This window comes from Rhodococcus sp. (in: high G+C Gram-positive bacteria) (assembly GCF_049591685.1).
In the GTDB taxonomy this organism is placed as follows: Bacteria; Actinomycetota; Actinomycetes; order Mycobacteriales; family Mycobacteriaceae; genus Rhodococcoides.
Map to the genome: position 1 here is coordinate 1 of NZ_JBAWFH010000070.1, position 18,263 is coordinate 18,263.

The window sequence follows — 18,263 nt, forward strand, 5'->3', positions numbered from 1 at the left end:
CTGTCGCACTCCGAGATAGACCAGGTAGGCGACGCCGAACCATTTGATGGCGGAGAAGGCGAGCGCGGAATTGGCCAGCACGGCCCCGAGACCCACTGCGACGATGGCGATTTGCAGCAGTAGGCCGAATTGGAGTCCGACCATGTTCCAGTATCCGCGGCGCAGTCCGTAGCGCAGGCCGGTCGACATCGACGCGATGGCACCCGCGCCGGGGGAGATGCTGATCAGGACGCTTGCGCCGAGAAAAGCGAGCCAGACATGCCAGTTCATCCGTCCATTGAACAACGCTTCACACTCGACCGAAGAATGAATACCTGCCCGACGGGTATAGGGCCTTGATGGTCCCCATTCGCACGATCGACAGGGGTGCTCGCGTCGTCGCCCGCCAGGCCGACATCGCCGCACCCGCCACAGAGTTGTTCGCCCTCGTCGCGAACCCGCATCGGCATGGCGAGCTCGACGGCTCGGGCACCGTCAAGGACACCGTCTCCGGACCGGACCGGTTGACGCCGGGTGCGAAGTTCTCCGTCGGCATGAAGCAGTACGGCGTCCCATATCGGATCACGAGCACCGTCACCGAATTCGTCGACGGCGATGGTGTGAAGGTGATCGAGTGGCGGCACCCTCTCGGTCATTCGTGGCGGTGGGAATTCGAGGAGACTCAGCCGGGACTGACCACGGTGACGGAAGCCTTCCGATACGACACCGCGAAGGCACCCAAGCTCCTCGAGGTGTTCAAAATGCCGCAGCAGAACGCCAAGGGTATCGGCGCGACGCTCGAAGCGCTGGCGCGAAAGTACTCCTGACGAGGGGTGGCAAAAGCCGTTCGCGCCCGATCGGGTGGCGTTCTACTGTGTCGCTCATGGCTATCGTTCCTGATTCGAAGAACTGGACCTGGGTGCTCGAGCAGCAATGTCCGGAGTGCGGCTTCGACGCTTCCGCAGTGGCGTACGAGAACATCCCCGAGCTGATCGACGGCGACGTGCAGGCGTGGCGGGACGTGTTGGCTCGCCCCGACGTGGCGGTGCGGCCCGACGACTCGACCTGGGCGCCGCTCGAATACGCAGCGCACGTCCGAGACGTGCACCGTATTTTCCTGCGGCGGCTCACGCTGGTGTGCGCCGAGGACGAGCCGTCGTTCCCGAACTGGGATCAGGACGCCACCGCCGAAGCCGAAAACTATCTCGCGCAGAACCCCGTCGTTGTCGCCGACGAGTTGGCCGATGCCGCCCACGCGGCGTCTGCGGCGTTCGCCGCAGTACCGTCTGCCGATCGGACGCGCGGGGGACTGCGCAGCGACGGTGCTCGGTTCAGTGTCGACACCCTGGCTCGCTACTACGCGCACGACCCGATTCACCACCTGTGGGACGTGCGAGGTCGGTAGTAAACGGTCCGCACTATCCTGGTGGAGCGGAATCACCGCTGTAGTGCACGTTCGCTCATGAACATCGAAGGGAAAACTATGCCTGCCCGTCTCGAGCTCGCCCGCGTGGATCTCCGCGGCCGGACTCCATCCACTGCCGAATTACGCGGTGCTCTTCCCCGAGGCGGAGTGGATGTCGACGCGGTCCTGCATCAGGTGCGGCCGGTGGTCGAGGCGGTGCGTGACCGGGGTGTCGACGCCGCCATGGAATTCTCCGAGAAGTTCGACGGTGTCCGTCCCGACCGTGTTCGGGTGCCTGCCGAGGCATTGGTACGTGCACTCGACGAGCTCGATCCGGCGGTGCGTGAAGCGTTGGAGGTCGCGATCGAGCGCACCCGAGCGGTCCACGGCGATCAACGCCGCAGCGACTCGACCACAGAGGTGGTTGCAGGCGGAACGGTCACCGAACGTTGGGTGCCGGTCGAGCGCGTCGGGCTTTACGTGCCCGGCGGCAACGCGGTGTACCCGTCGTCCGTGGTGATGAACGTGGTGCCGGCGCAGATAGCTGAGGTGGGTTCGCTCGTCGTGGCAAGCCCGCCGCAGGCCGCATTCGGCGGATTGCCGCACCCGACCATCCTTGCCGCGGCCCGGCTCCTCGGCGTCGAGGAAGTATGGGCGGTGGGCGGGGGACAGGGCATCGCACTGCTCACCTACGGCGGCACCGACACCGACGGCGCCGCCCTGGAGCCGGTCGACCTGATCACCGGACCGGGCAACATCTACGTCACCGCAGCGAAACGGCTCTGCCGATCGCTGATCGGTATCGACTCCGAAGCAGGTCCTACCGAAATTGCCATCCTGGCCGACGACTCCGCCGACCCGGTGCACGTGGCCGCCGACATGATCAGTCAGGCCGAGCACGACGTCATGGCGGCCAGCGTGCTGGTCACCACCAGCGAGCAGTTGGCCGACGCGGTCGACGTCGCGCTCGAAGCGCAGCTGGCCATCACCAAGCATGCCGAACGTGTGCGCACGGCACTGTCCGGCGAGCAGTCGGGCATCGTCCTCGTCGACGGTATCGATCAGGGACTCGCCGTCGTCGATGCCTATGCCGCGGAGCACCTCGAGATCCAGACCGAGAATGCGTCGGACGTTGCTGCGCGCGTCCGCAGTGCGGGCGCCGTGTTCGTCGGCGCCTGGTCTCCCGTCAGCCTGGGCGACTACTGCGCCGGATCCAATCACGTCCTGCCCACGGCGGGGTGCGCGCGGCACTCGTCCGGTCTGAGCGTTCAGACGTTCCTGCGCGGAATTCACGTCGTGGACTACTCCGAGGCAGCCCTGAAAGACGTCGCACGGCACGTCATCGCGCTTGCCGACGCCGAGGATCTCCCCGCGCACGGCGAGGCAGTGCGCGTCCGTTTCGAGGGGTTGACGTCGTGACAGGCGTTGTCGGACACGATGTTTCGATCGACGACTTACCCTTGCGTGGCAACCTGCGGGGTAAATCCGCGTACGGTGCGCCGCAGCTCACGGTGCCGGTTCAGCTGAACACGAACGAGAATCCGCATCCGCCAACCCAAGCCCTGGTCGACGACGTTGCCGAGTCGGTGCGTCGGGCGGCGCTAGCGCTGCACCGCTACCCAGATCGCGATGCAGTCGAACTGCGCACCAAGTTGGCCGAATACCTGACGGGGCAGACGGGTTTCGACGTCGACGTCTCCAACGTCTGGGCGGCCAACGGATCCAACGAGATTCTGCAGCAGCTACTTCAGGCGTTCGGCGGGCCCGGGCGCACGTCCCTCGGGTTCGTTCCGTCGTACTCGATGCACCCGATCATCTCGTCCGGGACGCAGACGGAGTGGATCGACGCCAGGAGGAGCGACGACTTCTCGCTCGACATCGACTACGCGGTGGACGTGATCGTCGAGCGAAATCCCGACGTCGTGTTCGTCACCAGCCCCAACAACCCGACGGGGCACAGCATCCCGGTCGACGACCTGCGGCGGATCCTCGATGCGAGTTCCGGAATCGTGGTGCTCGACGAGGCATACGCAGAGTTCTCGTCGCTGCCGTCGGCGATCGGTTTGATCGCGGACCACCCCGAGAAGCTTGTCGTCAGCAGGACCATGAGCAAGGCATTCGCATTCGCCGGAGGCCGGCTCGGCTACCTCGTCGCAGCGCCCGCGGTCGTCGAGGCGATGCTGCTCGTACGACTTCCGTACCACCTGTCCGTCGTCACCCAGGCGGCTGCACTCGCGGCTCTGCGTCACGCGTCGGAGACTCTCGCCAGTGTCGCGCAGCTGTCGGCCGAACGCGACAGAGTCGTCGCGGCTCTGACCGAACTCGGTTTCGACGTTGTCCCCAGCGACGCGAACTTCGTTCTGTTCGGACGTTTCTCCGATGCTGCGGTCACGTGGAAGCGGTACCTCGACGAGGGTGTTCTGATCCGCGACGTCGGAATTGCCGGTTACCTGCGCACCACCATCGGCCTCGATTCCGAGAACGACCGATTCCTCGACGTGAGCGCGCAACTCGTGCACAGCGAACTCGACACCACCAGGACAGCGGAGGCGACGTCATGACCACTGCCAGAGCACCCAGAATCGCGCGGATCGAACGCACCACCAAGGAATCGGACATCACCGTCGAGTTGAACCTCGACGGCACCGGAGTGGTCGACATCGCCACAGGCGTCCCGTTCTACGACCACATGCTCACCGCACTGGGCACCCACGCGCGCTTCGATCTCACCGTCCACGCGAAGGGCGACATCGAGATCGATGCCCACCACACCGTCGAGGACACCGCGATCGTCCTCGGCCAGGCCCTCGGGCAGGCCCTCGGGGACAAGTCCGGGATCACCCGCTTCGGCGACGCGTTCATCCCGATGGACGAGACGCAGGTCCACGCGTCGGTGGACGTATCAGGCCGGCCGTACTGCGTCCACACGGGAGAGCCGGACTACATGGTCCACTCGATCATCGGCGGCTACCCGGGCGTTCCCTACGCCACGGTCATCAACCGCCACGTGTTCGAGTCGTTGGCCATGAACGCCCGCATCGCACTGCACGTGCGGGTTCTGTACGGCCGCGATCAGCACCACATCACCGAAGCTGAGTTCAAGGCGGTGGCCCGCGCGCTTCGCCAGGCAGTCGAGTACGACGCACGCGTCACCGGGATCCCGTCCACCAAGGGAAGTCTGTGACCTCGGCTTGACGCAATCCGCATCACTGCTCTCGATCAGGGGCCTGCCTGCAGCGATGGCCATGGGAGCGGCCGCTTTCGGCGGGTGGGGGCTCCTGCTTCCCGTCGTTCCGTTGGCCGTGTCGGTGGGCGGTGGTTCGGATGCCGTGGCCGGGGCCAGCACCGCGATTTTCATGGCGACGACGGTGCTCACTCAGCTGTTTGTGCCGAGGCTGCTCGTCCGATTCGGCCACCGCTCCGTCCTCGCGGCCGGGTGCATTCTTCTCGGACTGCCCGCGGCGTTCTTCGTGCTGTCGGTGAGTACTGGGCCTGCGCTGTCGGTGTCGGCTGTGCGCGGTGTCGGTTTCGGCATGCTGACCGTCGCAGGCGCCGCGCTGGTGGCCGAACTCGCCCCGCACGGTCAACTGGGCCGAGCTACCGGAGCGCAGGGAATCGCGGTGGCGCTCGCCCAGATGGTGACGCTACCTGCGGGATTGGCGCTGTATGCGGTGTCGCCCACCGCGGTGTTCGTGGTCGGCGCGGTGGTGCCGATGGTGGGTCTGATCGCGATCGCGTTTCTGCCTCCCGTTCGTCCCGCTGCACCTGTTGCGCGGCCGGCCGCCGAGAACCGAACGACGGCACGAGGTTTCGTCGTGCCCTGTCTCGCCATCGCCGCGGCGTCGGCGTCGTTCGGTGGTCTGTCGAGCCTGCTCCCCATCGCCGAACCCGGCCGTGAGTCGTTGATCGGCGTCGCCCTGGCCGTCATCAGTGGGTCGATGCTCGTCGGTCGCTACGGTGCGGGTGCCGTCGCCGACCGGATCGGTATCGGGCGAGCTCTCGCTCCGGCACTGCTCTTCGTCGCCGGTGGCGTCGGCCTCTTCGCGTTCGCGGTGGCGGGAATGCACGCCGGCTTCGTGTTCCTGGCCGCTGCAGCAGTGTTCGGCGTCGGCTACGGCGCCACCCAGAACGACAGTCTCGTGATGGCCTTCGACGTCGCCGGTCCCGAGAGGTACAGCCAGGCCAGCGCAGCGTGGAATATCGGCTTCGACGCCGGCACCGGTGCAGGTGCCCTGTCCCTCGGTCTCGTGGTGGGAACGGTCGGTTACTCGGGGGGATTCGCCATGGCAGCCGTCGTCGCCCTCGTCATGGCCGCGGCGGTCGCTCTCTTTCGCCTCCTCGGCGACCGATAGACTGGTCGTCATGAAATCTGTGGCCCTGCTCGATTACGGCTCGGGCAATCTGCACTCTGCGAAGCGGGCCCTCGATCGTGTGGGCGCCGATGTCACCGTCACTTCGGATGCGAAGATCGCCCTTGCCGCCGACGGACTCGTCGTGCCGGGCGTCGGTGCATTCGCCGCCTGCATGGAGGGGCTGCTCGAGGTGAAGGGCGACCGCATCATCGATCAGCGTCTCGCGGGCGGACGGCCGGTGCTGGGCATCTGTGTCGGTATGCAGATCATGTTCGAGCGCGGCGTCGAATTCGGCGTCGAGGCCGACGGCTGCGGCGAGTGGCCGGGCACCGTCGAACGGCTGCAGGCGGACGTGCTTCCGCACATGGGGTGGAACACCGTTCGCGCGCCGGAAAACAGTGTCCTGTTCGACGGTCTCGACGCCGACACCCGGTTCTACTTCGTGCACACCTACGCGACGCAGAAGTGGGAGATGGAGGTCGGTGACACCATTGCACCGCCGCTGTTGACCTGGGCAGACCACGGCGGCGATTTCCTCGCTGCGGTGGAAAACGGCCCACTGTCCGCGACGCAGTTCCACCCGGAGAAATCGGGCGACGCCGGTGCGGCTTTGTTGAAGAACTGGGTCGAGTCGTTGTGACTTCGGCCATGGCATGAGCGATCGGCAGTTCTCGTTCGGTCGACTCGCGGTGGCATCTCTGGGTGCGGCGACGCTCGTGCTCGTTGCCACCACGACGGTCATCGCGTGGTGGCGGCCCGGGCCGGGTTTCGGCCTCCTGGTCGTAGTGGTGGGAATAGTCGCGGCCATTGCCGCGATGGGCGTCGTATCGACGTCGATGACGCGCAGAACCTTCGGCGAGTCGGCCCACGACACCCCGCATCCCCAGCCCCCGCCCGACCTGCCCCCGCCCGACCTGCCTCCTCGCGACCTGCCGAGCGGGCCACCCTGACCGTCTGACCAGTCGCCCGTGGCAGTAGCATGAACGCACGTGAGCCTGGTCCTATTGCCTGCTGTCGATGTCGCAGGCGGCGAAGCTGTCCGTCTCGTTAAAGGAGAGGCGGGGAGCGAAACGAAATACGGATCCCCGCGCGATGCCGCCATGGCGTGGCAGACCGATGGAGCCGAGTGGGTCCACCTCGTGGACCTCGATGCGGCATTCGGTCGCGGATCCAATCGCGAACTCCTTGCCGAGGTCGTCGGTGAACTTGATGTCAAGGTCGAACTGTCCGGCGGTATTCGCGACGACGAGTCGCTCCGTGCGGCGCTGGCCACCGGATGCGCCCGCGTCAACCTGGGTACCGCAGCTTTGGAAAACCCCGAATGGTGCTCACGAGCAATCGGAGAGTTCGGCGACCGCGTCGCCGTCGGCCTGGACGTCCTGATCGTCGACGGTCAGCACCGCCTGCGGGGCCGCGGATGGGTCAGCGACGGGGGAGACCTATGGGATGTTCTCGAACGGCTCGAGCGCGACGGCTGCTCGCGGTACGTCGTCACCGATGTCACCAAGGACGGCACTCTCACCGGCCCGAACCTCGAGCTGCTGCAGCAGATGTGCGACAAGACCGACAAGCCGGTGATCGCGTCGGGTGGTGTGTCGACCATCGACGATCTCCGAGCCATCGCCGGTTTGGTCGACGCGGGTGTCGAAGGTTCCATCGTGGGCAAGGCGCTGTATGCGGGCCGGTTCACGTTGCCGGACGCGCTCGCGGCTGTGTCCGGATAGCACGGATGAGCTTGCCCGAGGACCCTCAGCGGTTGGTCGACGTCGCCGGCCGCTTGCTCGACGGGATTCACGACAGGTTCGTCGCCGGTGTCGGTGCGCCCAGCGCGGTGCAGAAGGGCCCGGACGACTTTGCGACGGCGATCGATCTCGAGCTGGAGAAGCGGCTGACGGCCGAACTGTTCGAAGAAACCGGAATTCCGGTTCACGGCGAGGAGTTCGGTGGACCCGACCTGAACAAGGGGCCGGTGTGGGTGCTCGATCCCATCGACGGCACGTTCAACTATTCGTCGGGTCTCCCGTCTGCGGGCACGCTGCTGGCGTTGCTCGACAACGGCGTTCCGGTACTCGGTTTCACTTGGCTTCCTTTGGTTCAGCAACGTTTCGTGGCCGCCGTCGACGGGCCCGTCTTCCTCAACGGCGAGGCTCTGCCGAAGCTCACGCATCGGGCATTGTCCGATTCGATGATCGGTTTCGGTGCGTTCAACATTGCCAGCCGTGGGCGGACGCCAGGGCTGTACCGCGTGCGTATCCTCGAGGAGCTCTCGAAGGTGTCCTCGCGGCTGCGGATGCACGGAGCCACGGGCGTCGACCTCGCCTACACCGCAAGCGGCGTTCTCGGTGGTTGCGTCGTGTTCGGGCATCGTGCATGGGACAACGCGGCCGGCGCCCTGCTGGTGCAGGCTGCGGGCGGTGTCGTCACCGACCTCGCCGGCGAACCATGGACCATCGACTCGACGTCGGTGCTGGCGGCGTCTCCCGGCGCGCACGAGGAACTGTTGTCGGTGATCACCGAACTCGGCGATCCCGCGGATTTTCTGAAAGGACGAGTGCGATGACGGTCGCCGTGCGGGTCATCCCGTGTCTCGATGTCGATGCGGGTCGAGTGGTAAAGGGCGTCAACTTTCAGAACCTCCGCGATGCGGGTGATCCCGTGGCGTTGGCTGCGGCGTACGACGCGCAGGGTGCCGACGAATTGACCTTCCTCGATGTCACCGCGTCGACGTCCGATCGCGGAACGATGCTCGACGTCGTCAGCCGTACCGCCGAGCAGGTCTTCATTCCGCTCACCGTCGGCGGCGGTGTACGGACCGTCGAGGACGTCAACAGACTGCTTCGAGCCGGCGCCGACAAGGTCAGCGTCAATACCGCTGCCATCGCACGGCCGGAGTTGTTGCGTGAGCTCAGCGAGCGGTTCGGCTCGCAGTGCATCGTGCTGTCGGTGGACGCACGGACGGTGCCGAACGGTCAGCAGGACACCCCGTCGGGCTGGGAAGTGACGACGCACGGTGGTAAGCGCGGAACCGGCATCGACGCCGTCGAGTGGGCGCGACGGGGAGCGGAATTGGGCGTGGGCGAGATTCTGCTCAATTCGATGGACGCCGACGGCACCAAGGTCGGCTTCGACCTACCGATGATCGCCGCGGTCCGTTCGGCGGTGCACGTGCCGGTCATCGCCAGCGGAGGCGCGGGCGCGGTGGAACATTTCCCGCCTGCGGTCGCTGCTGGAGCCGACGCGGTATTGGCCGCCAGCGTCTTCCACTTCGGTGATCTCACCATCGGTCAGGTCAAGGACGCCATGCGCTCCGACAACATCGTCGTTCGCTGAACCACGAGAGGGATGACGTACACATGAGTCTCGACCCAGCGATCGCCGCGCGACTGAAGCGAAACGACGCAGGCCTGGTCAGTGCCGTCGCGCAGGAACGCGGCACCGGCAACGTGTTGATGGTGGCGTGGATGGACGACGAAGCCCTCGCGCGCACTCTCGAAACCCGAAAGGGAACCTACTACTCGCGCTCGCGTCAGGCCTACTGGGTCAAAGGCGAAACCTCGGGCCACACGCAATACGTGCACGAGGTGCGTCTCGACTGCGACGGCGACACCGTACTACTCGTTGTCGACCAGGTCGGGGCGGCATGCCACACGGGCACTCACACCTGTTTCGACGCGGACGTCCTGCTCGACTGACCGCCGCCGGCCCGTCCCAGTGTTCAGGCTCGTCCGGTTCCCTCTGCGATTGCTTTGTCCAGTTGGGCCAGCATCACCGAGCTGAGTGCTTCGAGCTGGCGGACACGATCGTCGTCGAGGCCTTCGAATACCAACGCCTGCACGGTCTTCACATGGCTGGGTGCCGCCTCCATGACCTTCGCCATTCCGGCGTCGGTGAGCACGGCATACGAACCACGGCTGCCGGGAATGCTTTCGCGGCGGACCCATCCGGCCTTCTCCAGCTTGGTGACCACATGGGACAGGCGGGAGAGCGAGGCGTTGGCGTAGTTGGCCAGGTCGCGGAGCTGGATTCGCCGATCGGGTACCTCGGACAGCCCGGACAGGACGAAGTAGTCGAAGTGCGTCAACGACGCGTCACGCTGGAGCTGAGTATCGAGGGCGGCCGGCAGCCTGGTGACGATGGCGACGAGCGAACGCCACGCAGCCTGTTGGTCGTCGGTGAGCCAACGGGGTTCGGATCGTTCTGCCGACGCGTCCATCACGGGAAGCCTTTCGTCTCGGGCGCACACGGTTGGTTGTACTCACCACAGTGTTTCACCCGATTGAACGTTCACGTGACGCCGCGTGCTGTTTTACTTCGCCGCGCGGCTTCGTAGGAATTCGAGAGCGTGGTCGGCGTGCGCTTCGAAACGGAACTCGCTGGTGAAGACTTCGAGAATCGTGCGGTCGGTGTCGATGACGAACGTGGATCGCTTGACCGGTGACAACTTGCCGAGCAGACCCCGCTTGACGCCGAACTGTTGGGCGATCACACCTGCCTCGTCGGACAGCAGCGGGTAGTCGAAGGCCTTCACGTCGGCGAACTCGGCCTGCTTGGCGACGGTATCGGTGCTGATTCCGGCTCGCGTCGCGCCGGCCGCGGCGAACTCGGCGGCGAGATCGCGGAAGTGGCACGCTTCGACGGTGCACCCGGGAGTCAAGGCACCCGGGTAGAAGAACAGAACGAGCGGCCCCTCCTGAAGCAAACTTTCCAGCGATCGGGGCGTCCCGTTCTGGTCCGGCAGCGTGAAGCTTTCGACGCGATCTCCCTGTTTCATGCCCGGAGGCTACCGCTTCGTGGCCCGCAGCCACCGCGCAGTACGTCCGAGCTGAGGAACCTGGGATGATGGGGACATGCATGGCGAGTCCACTACCGTTTCCGGTGCACACAACACCGTCGATTCCAGTCCCCGCGCTGCCGAGGATTGCGCGTCGACCACGAGTCGGGAAGTGTTTCGCGCCCTCGCCGCGGAGCACCGGGTCGTGCCCGTCGTGCGCAAGGTTCTCGCCGATTCGGAAACTCCGCTGTCGGCGTATAGGAAACTCGGCGGTGATCGACCCGGTACCTTCCTGCTCGAGTCGGCCGAGAACGGACGTTCGTGGTCACGGTGGTCGTTCATCGGAGCGGGCACGCCGGCGGCACTGACGACGCTCGACGGCGAGGCGGTCTGGCAGGGCAACGTGCCCGCAGGCGTGCCCTCGGGGGGCGACCCTCTCGACGTACTCGGCCGGACGTTGGAACTGCTACGCTCCGAACGGCTTCCGGACCTTCCGCCGCTCACGGGCGGGATGGTCGGGTACATGGGATACGACGCGGTCCGACGGATCGAGAAGTTGCCCGAGCACGCCGAAGACGACCTGCACGTGCCCGAGATGGTCATGCTCCTCGCGACCGACCTCGCAGCCGTCGACCATCACGAAGGTGCCATCACCCTGATCGCCAATGCGGTCAACTGGGACGGCACCGACGATCGGGTGTACTAGGCGTACGACGACGCGGTACGCCGACTCGACCGCATGTGCGCCGACCTCGCGGCGCCTGCCCCTTCGACGGTGTCCACGGTGGCTCGGCCCACGCCGGAGTACCGCCGCCAGCGCACCTCTGAGGGGTTCGGACGCGACGTCGACCGCCTGATCGGTGAGATCGAGGCGGGGGAGGCGTTTCAGGTCGTGTTGTCGCAGCGCTTCGAAATGGACACGCGCGCAACGCCGTTGGACGTCTATCGGATGCTGCGCGCGTCGAATCCGAGCCCTTACATGTTCTTGATGCACGTGCCGGGGCCCACCGGAGAAACAGCATTCTCGATCGTCGGCTCCAGTCCGGAAGCTTTGGTCACCGTCGTCGACGGGATCGCCACGACACACCCGATCGCGGGAACGCGGTGGCGCGGTGAGTCCGAAGAGGAGGACGTACTCCTCGAGAAAGATCTGCTCGCCGACGAGAAGGAGAATGCCGAACACCTGATGCTGGTCGATCTCGGCCGCAACGATCTGGGACGCGTGTGCGCGCCAGGCACGGTCCGGGTGTCGGACTACCGACACATCGAGCGTTACAGCCACGTCATGCACCTCGTGTCGACGGTCGCAGGCCGGTTGGCCGAGGGCAAGCAGGCTCTCGACGCGGTCAAGGCTTGCTTCCCGGCGGGCACGTTGTCGGGTGCGCCGAAGGTGCGCGCGATGGAGTTGATCGACGAGCTCGAGCCCACTCGACGCGGAATCTACGGCGGAATCGTCGGCTATCTCGACTTCTCCGGTGACGCCGACACGGCCATCGCCATTCGCACCGCACTGATGAAGGACGGCACCGCGTACGTCCAGGCGGGTGCCGGCGTGGTTGCCGATTCGGTTGCCGAGTACGAGGACACCGAAGCGAAGAACAAGGCAATGGCCGTTCTCGGCGCCGTCGCCGCCGCCGAATCGCTGCGAGCGGTGAACGGGCGGTGAGCAGTGAGAGGGCGGTGAGCAGTGAGAAGGCGGTGGCCAGTGAGAAGGCGGTGAACGGACGGACACGCGGTGCCCTTCCCGTCCTGTTGTTGCTGATCGCTGCGGTCTGCCTGTGGGGCGGGTCTCGCATGACGTGGGTGCAGGTCACGTCGTTCGACGGACTCGGCGAACAGCGAACCACCGACTTGCTCGGGAGCACCTGGGCTGCGGCGTCGACGCCCCTCGCTCTCGCGCTGGTCGCGGCGGTCGCCGCATCGTTCGCCGTGCGAGGTTGGGCGTCGCGCGTCCTCGGTGTGCTCGTAGGGCTGGTTGCCGTCGGCGCAGCCGTACCGGCTGTGAGCGCACTGATAGGTGATGTGTCCGCAGGCCGGGCGGCCGATCTTGCCGAACTGCCGGGCCGGGCGGAGGTGGTGGCCAGTCAGGCTTTCGCGCTGCCCGCGGCACTCACCCTCGTCGGGGCGCTGTGTGCAGTGGTCGCCGCCGTGTTGTTGCTGCGCAAGCCAACTGCGGACAAGGGGCTGTCGTCCAAGTACGACGCACCCGCTGCTCGACGTGAAGAGGCCGCGCGTAGAACGCAGACAGCGTCGGAGTCGGCCGAGCAGAATGGGGAGGGCGAGGACCTGACCGAGCGGATGCTGTGGGACGCACTGGACGCGGGAGAAGACCCCACCGATCGGTCCGGCACCCGGAATTCGCGCGACTGAAAGCGCCAACTACGCTAGGGCAGGCCTCGATGAGTTTCCTCACATCAGGTCGGGAGATGGAAAGGACTCGGGTCACCATGACTGTTCTCGATTCGATTCTGGACGGTGTACGAGCCGACGTCGCTGCGCGCGAATCGGTCGTCGACTTCGCCACCGTGAAGGCCGCCGCCGCGAAGGCGTCCGCACCGCTCGATGCGACTGCCGCGTTGCACGCCGAAGGCATCGGCGTCATCGCCGAAGTCAAGCGTGCAAGCCCTTCCAAGGGTGCGTTGGCCGATATCGGAAACCCGGCCGAGCTGGCGCAGGCCTACGAAGCAGGCGGCGCGCGCATCATCAGTGTGCTGACCGAGGAGCGACGCTTCCATGGATCGCTCGCCGATCTGGATGCCGTCCGCAAGGCCGTGAACATTCCGGTTCTTCGCAAGGATTTCGTGGTGGGGCCCTATCAAATTCACGAGGCGCGGGCACACGGCGCCGACGTCGTACTCCTGATCGTCGCAGCGCTCGAGCAGGATGCGCTCACCTCACTCCTCGATCGCACCGAGTCGCTCGGCATGACGGCCCTGGTAGAGGTGCACACCGAAGCGGAAGCAGATCGTGCGCTAGAGGCGGGCGCACGGGTGATCGGAATCAACGCACGTAACCTCAAGACACTCGAGATCGACCGGGACAGCTTTTCCAGGATCGCCCCGGGACTTCCCAGCGAAGTCATCCGGGTTGCCGAGTCCGGTGTTCGCGGTACGGCCGATCTGCTTGCCTACGCCGGCGCCGGAGCTGACGCCGTTCTGGTGGGTGAAGGCCTGGTCACCAGCGGTGATCCGCGTACGGCGGTGTCGGATCTCGTCACCGCGGGGACCCACCCCTCGTGCCCCAAGCCGGCCCGCTGACCCTCCTTCGGCGTCGCACCGTCACGGGGTAAACCCCGACGGTCACCATCGACGGCTGTTGGGGCAGACTGAACGGGTGAGCAGCGACCTTTCGATCACCCGTTTCAAAGGCGGCGATCTCCCACAGGCAAGCCTGGGGCTGACCGACCGTAGTCAGCACGATCCCGACATCGGCGGCCATTTCGGTGTCTATGGCGGACGATTCGTCCCTGAGGCGCTCATGGGTGTCATCGAAGAGGTCACCGTCGAGTACGACAAGATGCGCAGCGACAACGAGTTCCTCGCCGAACTCGACCGACTGCAGCGGGACTACACCGGGCGCCCGTCGCCGGTGTTCGAGGCCACGCGTTTGTCGGAGCACGCCGGTGGCGCTCGCATCCTGCTCAAGCGAGAAGACCTCAATCACACGGGTTCTCACAAGATCAACAACGTCCTCGGCCAGGTGCTGCTCGCCAAGCGAATGGGCAAGAAGAGGGTCATCGCAGAGACCGGCGCCGGGCAGCACGGAGTCGCGACCGCCACGGCCTGCGCCCTGCTCGGACTCGAATGCGTCGTCTACATGGGTGAAGTGGACACCGAGCGTCAGGCGCTCAACGTCGCTCGTATGCGTCTGCTCGGCTCATCGGTCGTTGCAGTCAAGTCCGGCTCGCGAACGTTGAAGGACGCCATCAACGAGGCGCTGCGCGACTGGGTCGCACACGCGGACGACACCTACTACTGCTTCGGCACGGTCGCCGGTCCGCACCCGTTCCCCGCAATGGTGCGCGACTTCCAGCGCATCATCGGCCTCGAAGCTCGCCAGCAGGTCCAGGCATCGACCGGTCGGCTGCCCGACGCTATCGCGGCGTGCGTCGGCGGCGGATCCAACGCGATCGGCATCTTCCACGCGTTCATCGACGATCCGTCCGTGCGGCTCCTCGGCCTCGAGGCGGCAGGCGACGGCGTCGACACCGGTAGGCACGCCGCCACGATCAGCGGCGGAACCCCGGGCACCCTGCACGGAACGTACTCGTACCTGCTGCAGGACGAAGACGGCCAGACCATCGAATCCCATTCCATCTCCGCCGGTCTCGACTACCCCGGCGTCGGACCCGAACACTCGCACCTGCACGACATCGGTCGCGCCGAGTACCGAGGCGTCACCGACACCGAGGCGATGGAGGCGTTCCGTCTGCTCTGCCGAACCGAAGGCATCATCCCCGCGATCGAGTCCGCACACGCCGTAGCGGGCGCTCTCACGCTGGGGAAAGAGCTCGGCAAGGATGCCATCGTGCTCGTCAACCTCTCCGGTCGAGGCGACAAGGACGTCGACACGGCCGCAGCATGGTTCGGTCTCGTGGACGGAGACGGCGAAGCCAAGGTCGACGATGAAAAGGGCGCCGATGAAAAGGGCGCCGATGAAAAGGGCGCCGATGAAAAGGGCGCCGATGAAAAGGGTGAAAAGCCATGACTGAGCAGCGTTCGAGGCTTGCGGACACGTTCGCGCAGTGCCGCTCCGAGAACCGTGCGGCGCTCGTGGGCTATCTGCCCGCCGGTTTCCCCACGGTGCCGAAGTCGATCGAGGTCTTCGAGACGATGGTGTCCTCCGGCTGCGACATCGTCGAGGTGGGAATCCCGTACTCGGACCCGGTCATGGACGGCCCGACCATCCAAGCGGCCGCCGACACCGCGCTCCGGGCCGGCGCCAGGGTGCGGGACGTGTTCACCGTCGTCGAGAAGGTATCCGCAGCCGGCGGAAAAGCCGTCGTGATGACTTACTGGAACCTCGTGATGCGCTACGGCATCGACGCTTTCGCGCGTGATTTGGCGAGCGCCGGCGGTCTCGGCATCATCACGCCGGATCTGATCCCCGACGAAGCGGGCGAGTGGATCGCTGCATCCGACGCGCACGATCTCGACCGGATCTTCCTCGTCGCACCGTCGTCGACGGAGGAGCGCATCGCCAGCACCGTCGCTGCCAGTCGCGGATTCGTCTACGCCGCGTCGACTATGGGTGTGACGGGTGCACGCGACGCCGTGTCGTCGGCCGCGCCCGAACTGACGAAGCGCATCCGTCGCCACTCCGACATCCCTGTCGGAGTCGGTCTCGGCGTGCGCTCCGGCGCCCAGGCAGCGGAGATTGCCCGCTACGCCGACGCCGTAATCGTCGGCTCCGCGCTCGTGACCGCCGTCGACAACGGTCTCCGCGCGGTTGCCGACCTGACGAGCGAACTCGCCGAAGGCGTGCGTTCGGCTAACGTGGCCTCGTGATCCCCGACTTCTCGCCGGCCGTCTCGACATCGACCGCAGTACTCGCCTATATCCCGAGCCCTCCGCAAGGGGTGTGGTTTCTCGGTCCGATCGCCTTGCGCGCGTACGCGCTGTTCATCATCGTCGGCATCGTCGTTGCCATCGTCTGGGGTGATCGTCGCTGGGTCGCGCGCGGCGGAACCAAGGGCACGGTTCTCGACGTCGCAGTGTGGGCCGTCCCCTTCGGTCTGCTCGGTGGCCGCCTCTATCACGTGGCCACGGACTGGACCACGTACTTCGGTCCCGGCGGCGATCCCGTTCGTGCGCTGAAGATCTGGGAAGGCGGCCTCGGTATCTGGGGTGCGGTCCTTCTCGGTGCCGTCGGAGCGTGGATCGCGTGCCGCCGCCGTGGCATTCCACTGCCCGCATTCGGAGATGCCGTGGGCCCGCCGATTCTGCTCGCGCAGGCCATCGGCCGAATCGGCAACTACTTCAACCAAGAGCTCTACGGCCGCGAGACCACCCAACCCTGGGGTCTCGAAATCTACGAACGTGTCGACGAGGCCGGCCGCGTCGATCAATTGACCGGAGTCTCCACCGGATTCGTCGAAAAAGTCGTACACCCGACGTTCTTGTACGAACTCCTGTGGAGCCTCGCTGTCGTCGTACTGCTCGTCATCGTCGATCGGCGCTTCGCGATCGGGCACGGGCGTTTGTTCGCCCTGTACGTTGCGGGGTACTGTGCCGGCCGGTTCTGGGTGGAACTGCTGCGCGACGACTACGCCACGCAGATCGCCGGCATCCGCATCAACACCTACACCTCCGCCATCGTGTTCGTCCTTGCCGTCGGGTACTTCGTCCTCGCCCGAAAGGGTCGCGACGACCCGGCGTCACTGATCTCCGATGGCGCTGTGCTCGAAACAAATTCGAGTAGCGACACAGAATCCGATCCAGGCGCAAGCGGGGGAGAGGCAGAGAGCGAGGCGGCGACGAGTGCGTCGACGAGCACCGGTGGATCCAGTGTTCGCACGGACGACAGGGTGACGCCCACCGACCAGGAAGCCCCGAAGAGCGAGTAAGTCGGTGTCGCCGTACTGTGCGCCAACGTCTTTCGATGCACCGTCTTTCGATGAACTGTCGATCAACGCCGAGGAGTGAACGATGACCGAGTCAGGCAAACCCGAGTCGGACAACCCCGAGTCCGACAGGAACCGCGAGTCCGCTCCTGAGTTCGGGTCCGCGTTCGACTACGACGCCACTGCCGAAGCCTCGCTGTCGGAGCCTCCCGCGACATCGGAGATCGGCCCGGTGAGCGGCGCTACCGGCTCGGGTTCCGGTTCGGGACCCGGCTGGGACGTTCATTCCGGTGTCGGCAACGGCCCCGGCTGGGGCGAGACCCCGAGTTATCCACCGCCGTTCTACCCTCCGCCGAACTTGTCGGAGGGCGCGGCCCCGACGTCCGGAATCGACTTCGAGAAGCATCCGCCCACCGATCCGTACGGCGCGTCCTATCGTCCGGGGGACACCTCGTTCGGCAGCCAGGCTTCCGGGCCGGTGTACGGGCCACCGGACCCCAAGGACCCCCAGGCCTCCGACCATGGCGACAACAACCCTGCCACCGGGCCACAGCCCTACGGCCAACAGTCTTATGGACAAGAGCCTTACGGACAGCAGGGTTACCGCCAGCAGGGTTACGGCCAACAGCCCTACGGCCAACAGTCCTATGGCCAACAGCCCTACGGCCAACAGTCCTACGGCCGACAACCTACCGGCCAGCAGGGTTATCCGCCGCAGAACTACGGGCCTCCCGCCGGCTACCCCGCGCCCAACTATTCGGGTGCGTACGGCATGGAGCCGTCGATGCAGTACGGCCTCGATCCCGCGGCGCCGTTCGGACGCAACCCTATGACGGGGGAGCCGCTTTCGGACAAATCCAAGCTCACCGCCGGATTGCTCGAAATTCTGCTCGGTGCGTTCGGAGCCGGCCGCTTCTACCTGAATCAGCCGGGCATCGCCGTCGCGCAGATCGCGGTGACGTGGTTGACGTGCGGGATCGGCGGCATCTGGCCGCTCATCGACGGCATCATGATGCTGACCGGCAGTGTTCGCGACAAGAACGGTCGCCCCCTCCGGGAGTGACCCGTCGACGAGCCCGTGTCGGTCCCCACCGGCGAACTGCGGCTGAACGCGGATCGAACACTGAACCGATACAGGTGTCCTGACCTGCATTATTACGACGTTACTGGCTGGTAGCTTTCGCCGAGACCCCT

At 65.9% G+C, this 18,263-nt stretch carries 21 protein-coding genes and 1 pseudogene; 19 read left to right on the plus strand and 3 right to left on the minus strand.

Annotated elements, in window-relative coordinates:
* Positions 1–270, minus strand: a 270-nt coding sequence (locus WBQ44_RS03185; protein ID WP_495565292.1) for a LysE family transporter, incomplete at its 3' end; no start/stop codon positions are given.
* 68 nt (positions 271–338) lie between these two features.
* On the opposite strand from WBQ44_RS03185, the gene WBQ44_RS03190 reads away from it, so the two are divergent.
* The 12 genes from WBQ44_RS03190 (at position 339) to hisI (ending at position 9,428) form a co-directional block, all read left to right on the plus strand.
* Positions 339–806, plus strand: a complete 468-nt coding sequence (locus tag WBQ44_RS03190; protein ID WP_495565293.1) for an SRPBCC family protein — start codon at positions 339–341, stop codon at positions 804–806.
* A gap of 56 nt (positions 807–862) precedes the next feature.
* Positions 863–1,384 carry a DinB family protein gene (locus WBQ44_RS03195; RefSeq protein ID WP_495565294.1) on the plus strand — a complete coding sequence of 174 codons (522 nt, stop codon included), beginning with the start codon at positions 863–865 and terminating at the stop codon, positions 1,382–1,384.
* A 78-nt stretch (positions 1,385–1,462) separates the two neighbouring features.
* A complete protein-coding gene (gene hisD / locus WBQ44_RS03200; RefSeq protein WP_495565295.1) occupies positions 1,463–2,803 on the plus strand; it encodes a histidinol dehydrogenase in 1,341 nt (446 codons plus the stop codon).
* A complete protein-coding gene (locus WBQ44_RS03205) occupies positions 2,800–3,945 on the plus strand; it encodes a histidinol-phosphate transaminase (protein ID WP_495565296.1) in 1,146 nt (381 codons plus the stop codon). Before hisD ends, WBQ44_RS03205 begins: the two co-directional genes overlap by 4 nt.
* A complete protein-coding gene (hisB, locus tag WBQ44_RS03210; RefSeq protein WP_495565297.1) occupies positions 3,942–4,568 on the plus strand; it encodes an imidazoleglycerol-phosphate dehydratase HisB in 627 nt (208 codons plus the stop codon). Before WBQ44_RS03205 ends, hisB begins: the two co-directional genes overlap by 4 nt.
* A 55-nt stretch (positions 4,569–4,623) precedes the next feature.
* A complete protein-coding gene (locus WBQ44_RS03215) occupies positions 4,624–5,736 on the plus strand; it encodes an MFS transporter (protein WP_495565326.1) in 1,113 nt (370 codons plus the stop codon).
* 10 nt (positions 5,737–5,746) lie between these two features.
* Positions 5,747–6,376: an imidazole glycerol phosphate synthase subunit HisH gene (gene hisH, locus WBQ44_RS03220; protein ID WP_495565298.1), complete on the plus strand. Its 630-nt coding sequence runs from the start codon at positions 5,747–5,749 to the stop codon at positions 6,374–6,376.
* 13 nt (positions 6,377–6,389) lie between these two features.
* Entirely contained in the window at positions 6,390–6,686 is a 297-nt protein-coding gene (locus WBQ44_RS03225) for a hypothetical protein (RefSeq protein ID WP_495565299.1), read from the plus strand.
* Between the two features lie 39 nt (positions 6,687–6,725).
* Positions 6,726–7,460, plus strand: coding sequence for a bifunctional 1-(5-phosphoribosyl)-5-((5-phosphoribosylamino)methylideneamino)imidazole-4-carboxamide isomerase/phosphoribosylanthranilate isomerase PriA (gene priA / locus WBQ44_RS03230; protein ID WP_495565300.1), 735 nt, complete (start codon positions 6,726–6,728; stop codon positions 7,458–7,460).
* A 5-nt stretch (positions 7,461–7,465) separates the two neighbouring features.
* Complete coding sequence (locus tag WBQ44_RS03235) at positions 7,466–8,296, plus strand: inositol monophosphatase family protein (RefSeq protein ID WP_495565301.1); 831 nt, start codon at positions 7,466–7,468, stop codon at positions 8,294–8,296.
* Positions 8,293–9,066, plus strand: a complete 774-nt coding sequence (hisF, locus tag WBQ44_RS03240) for an imidazole glycerol phosphate synthase subunit HisF (protein WP_495565302.1) — start codon at positions 8,293–8,295, stop codon at positions 9,064–9,066. The genes WBQ44_RS03235 and hisF overlap by 4 nt, the downstream gene beginning before the upstream one ends.
* 23 nt (positions 9,067–9,089) lie before the next feature.
* Entirely contained in the window at positions 9,090–9,428 is a 339-nt protein-coding gene (gene hisI, locus WBQ44_RS03245; RefSeq protein WP_495565303.1) for a phosphoribosyl-AMP cyclohydrolase, read from the plus strand.
* Between the two features lie 23 nt (positions 9,429–9,451).
* Here hisI and WBQ44_RS03250 read toward each other — a convergent pair whose 3' ends face one another.
* Both WBQ44_RS03250 and WBQ44_RS03255 read right to left on the minus strand, forming a co-directional pair.
* Positions 9,452–9,949 carry a MarR family winged helix-turn-helix transcriptional regulator gene (locus WBQ44_RS03250; RefSeq protein ID WP_495565304.1) on the minus strand — a complete coding sequence of 166 codons (498 nt, stop codon included), beginning with the start codon at positions 9,947–9,949 and terminating at the stop codon, positions 9,452–9,454.
* 93 nt (positions 9,950–10,042) lie between these two features.
* Positions 10,043–10,507, minus strand: coding sequence for a peroxiredoxin (locus WBQ44_RS03255; protein WP_495565305.1), 465 nt, complete (start codon positions 10,505–10,507; stop codon positions 10,043–10,045).
* Positions 10,508–10,583: 76 nt separating this feature from the next.
* Between WBQ44_RS03255 and WBQ44_RS03260 the strand changes: the two are divergent.
* From WBQ44_RS03260 to WBQ44_RS03290, 7 genes and pseudogenes are all read left to right on the plus strand, one after another.
* Positions 10,584–12,173 (plus strand): annotated as a pseudogene (locus tag WBQ44_RS03260) (anthranilate synthase component I).
* Positions 12,174–12,187: 14 nt separating this feature from the next.
* Positions 12,188–12,877, plus strand: coding sequence for a TIGR02234 family membrane protein (locus WBQ44_RS03265; RefSeq protein WP_495565306.1), 690 nt, complete (start codon positions 12,188–12,190; stop codon positions 12,875–12,877).
* A 77-nt stretch (positions 12,878–12,954) separates the two neighbouring features.
* Positions 12,955–13,764 (plus strand): indole-3-glycerol phosphate synthase TrpC, encoded by an 810-nt coding sequence (trpC, locus tag WBQ44_RS03270; protein ID WP_495565307.1) that lies wholly within the window; start codon positions 12,955–12,957, stop codon positions 13,762–13,764.
* 94 nt (positions 13,765–13,858) lie between these two features.
* Positions 13,859–15,214, plus strand: a complete 1,356-nt coding sequence (gene trpB, locus WBQ44_RS03275) for a tryptophan synthase subunit beta (RefSeq protein WP_495565327.1) — start codon at positions 13,859–13,861, stop codon at positions 15,212–15,214.
* Positions 15,211–16,014, plus strand: a complete 804-nt coding sequence (trpA, locus tag WBQ44_RS03280; protein ID WP_495565308.1) for a tryptophan synthase subunit alpha — start codon at positions 15,211–15,213, stop codon at positions 16,012–16,014. The genes trpB and trpA overlap by 4 nt, the downstream gene beginning before the upstream one ends.
* Positions 16,014–17,072 carry a prolipoprotein diacylglyceryl transferase gene (lgt, locus tag WBQ44_RS03285; protein WP_495565328.1) on the plus strand — a complete coding sequence of 353 codons (1,059 nt, stop codon included), beginning with the start codon at positions 16,014–16,016 and terminating at the stop codon, positions 17,070–17,072. Before trpA ends, lgt begins: the two co-directional genes overlap by 1 nt.
* Before the next feature lie 82 nt (positions 17,073–17,154).
* Positions 17,155–18,132: a TM2 domain-containing protein gene (locus WBQ44_RS03290; protein ID WP_495565309.1), complete on the plus strand. Its 978-nt coding sequence runs from the start codon at positions 17,155–17,157 to the stop codon at positions 18,130–18,132.
* Positions 18,133–18,263 lie beyond the last annotated feature (131 nt).

Excerpts from the sequence above, each read along its gene's own strand:
- trpA (WP_495565308.1), top strand. The coding sequence starts at position 15,211 with ATGACTGAGCAGCGTTCGAGGCTTGCGGACACGTTCGCGCAGTGCCGC.
- hisB (WP_495565297.1), top strand. The coding sequence starts at position 3,942 with ATGACCACTGCCAGAGCACCCAGAATCGCGCGGATCGAACGCACCACC.
- trpC (WP_495565307.1), top strand. The coding sequence starts at position 12,955 with ATGACTGTTCTCGATTCGATTCTGGACGGTGTACGAGCCGACGTCGCT.
- hisH (WP_495565298.1), top strand. The coding sequence starts at position 5,747 with ATGAAATCTGTGGCCCTGCTCGATTACGGCTCGGGCAATCTGCACTCT.
- WBQ44_RS03195 (WP_495565294.1), top strand. The coding sequence starts at position 863 with ATGGCTATCGTTCCTGATTCGAAGAACTGGACCTGGGTGCTCGAGCAG.
- hisD (WP_495565295.1), top strand. The coding sequence starts at position 1,463 with ATGCCTGCCCGTCTCGAGCTCGCCCGCGTGGATCTCCGCGGCCGGACT.
- WBQ44_RS03225 (WP_495565299.1), top strand. The coding sequence starts at position 6,390 with ATGAGCGATCGGCAGTTCTCGTTCGGTCGACTCGCGGTGGCATCTCTG.
- hisI (WP_495565303.1), top strand. The coding sequence starts at position 9,090 with ATGAGTCTCGACCCAGCGATCGCCGCGCGACTGAAGCGAAACGACGCA.
- WBQ44_RS03250 (WP_495565304.1), bottom strand. The coding sequence starts at position 9,949 with ATGGACGCGTCGGCAGAACGATCCGAACCCCGTTGGCTCACCGACGAC.
- WBQ44_RS03290 (WP_495565309.1), top strand. The coding sequence starts at position 17,155 with ATGACCGAGTCAGGCAAACCCGAGTCGGACAACCCCGAGTCCGACAGG.
- WBQ44_RS03215 (WP_495565326.1), top strand. The coding sequence starts at position 4,624 with ATGGCCATGGGAGCGGCCGCTTTCGGCGGGTGGGGGCTCCTGCTTCCC.
- WBQ44_RS03235 (WP_495565301.1), top strand. The coding sequence starts at position 7,466 with ATGAGCTTGCCCGAGGACCCTCAGCGGTTGGTCGACGTCGCCGGCCGC.
- WBQ44_RS03255 (WP_495565305.1), bottom strand. The coding sequence starts at position 10,507 with ATGAAACAGGGAGATCGCGTCGAAAGCTTCACGCTGCCGGACCAGAAC.
- WBQ44_RS03190 (WP_495565293.1), top strand. The coding sequence starts at position 339 with ATGGTCCCCATTCGCACGATCGACAGGGGTGCTCGCGTCGTCGCCCGC.
- hisF (WP_495565302.1), top strand. The coding sequence starts at position 8,293 with ATGACGGTCGCCGTGCGGGTCATCCCGTGTCTCGATGTCGATGCGGGT.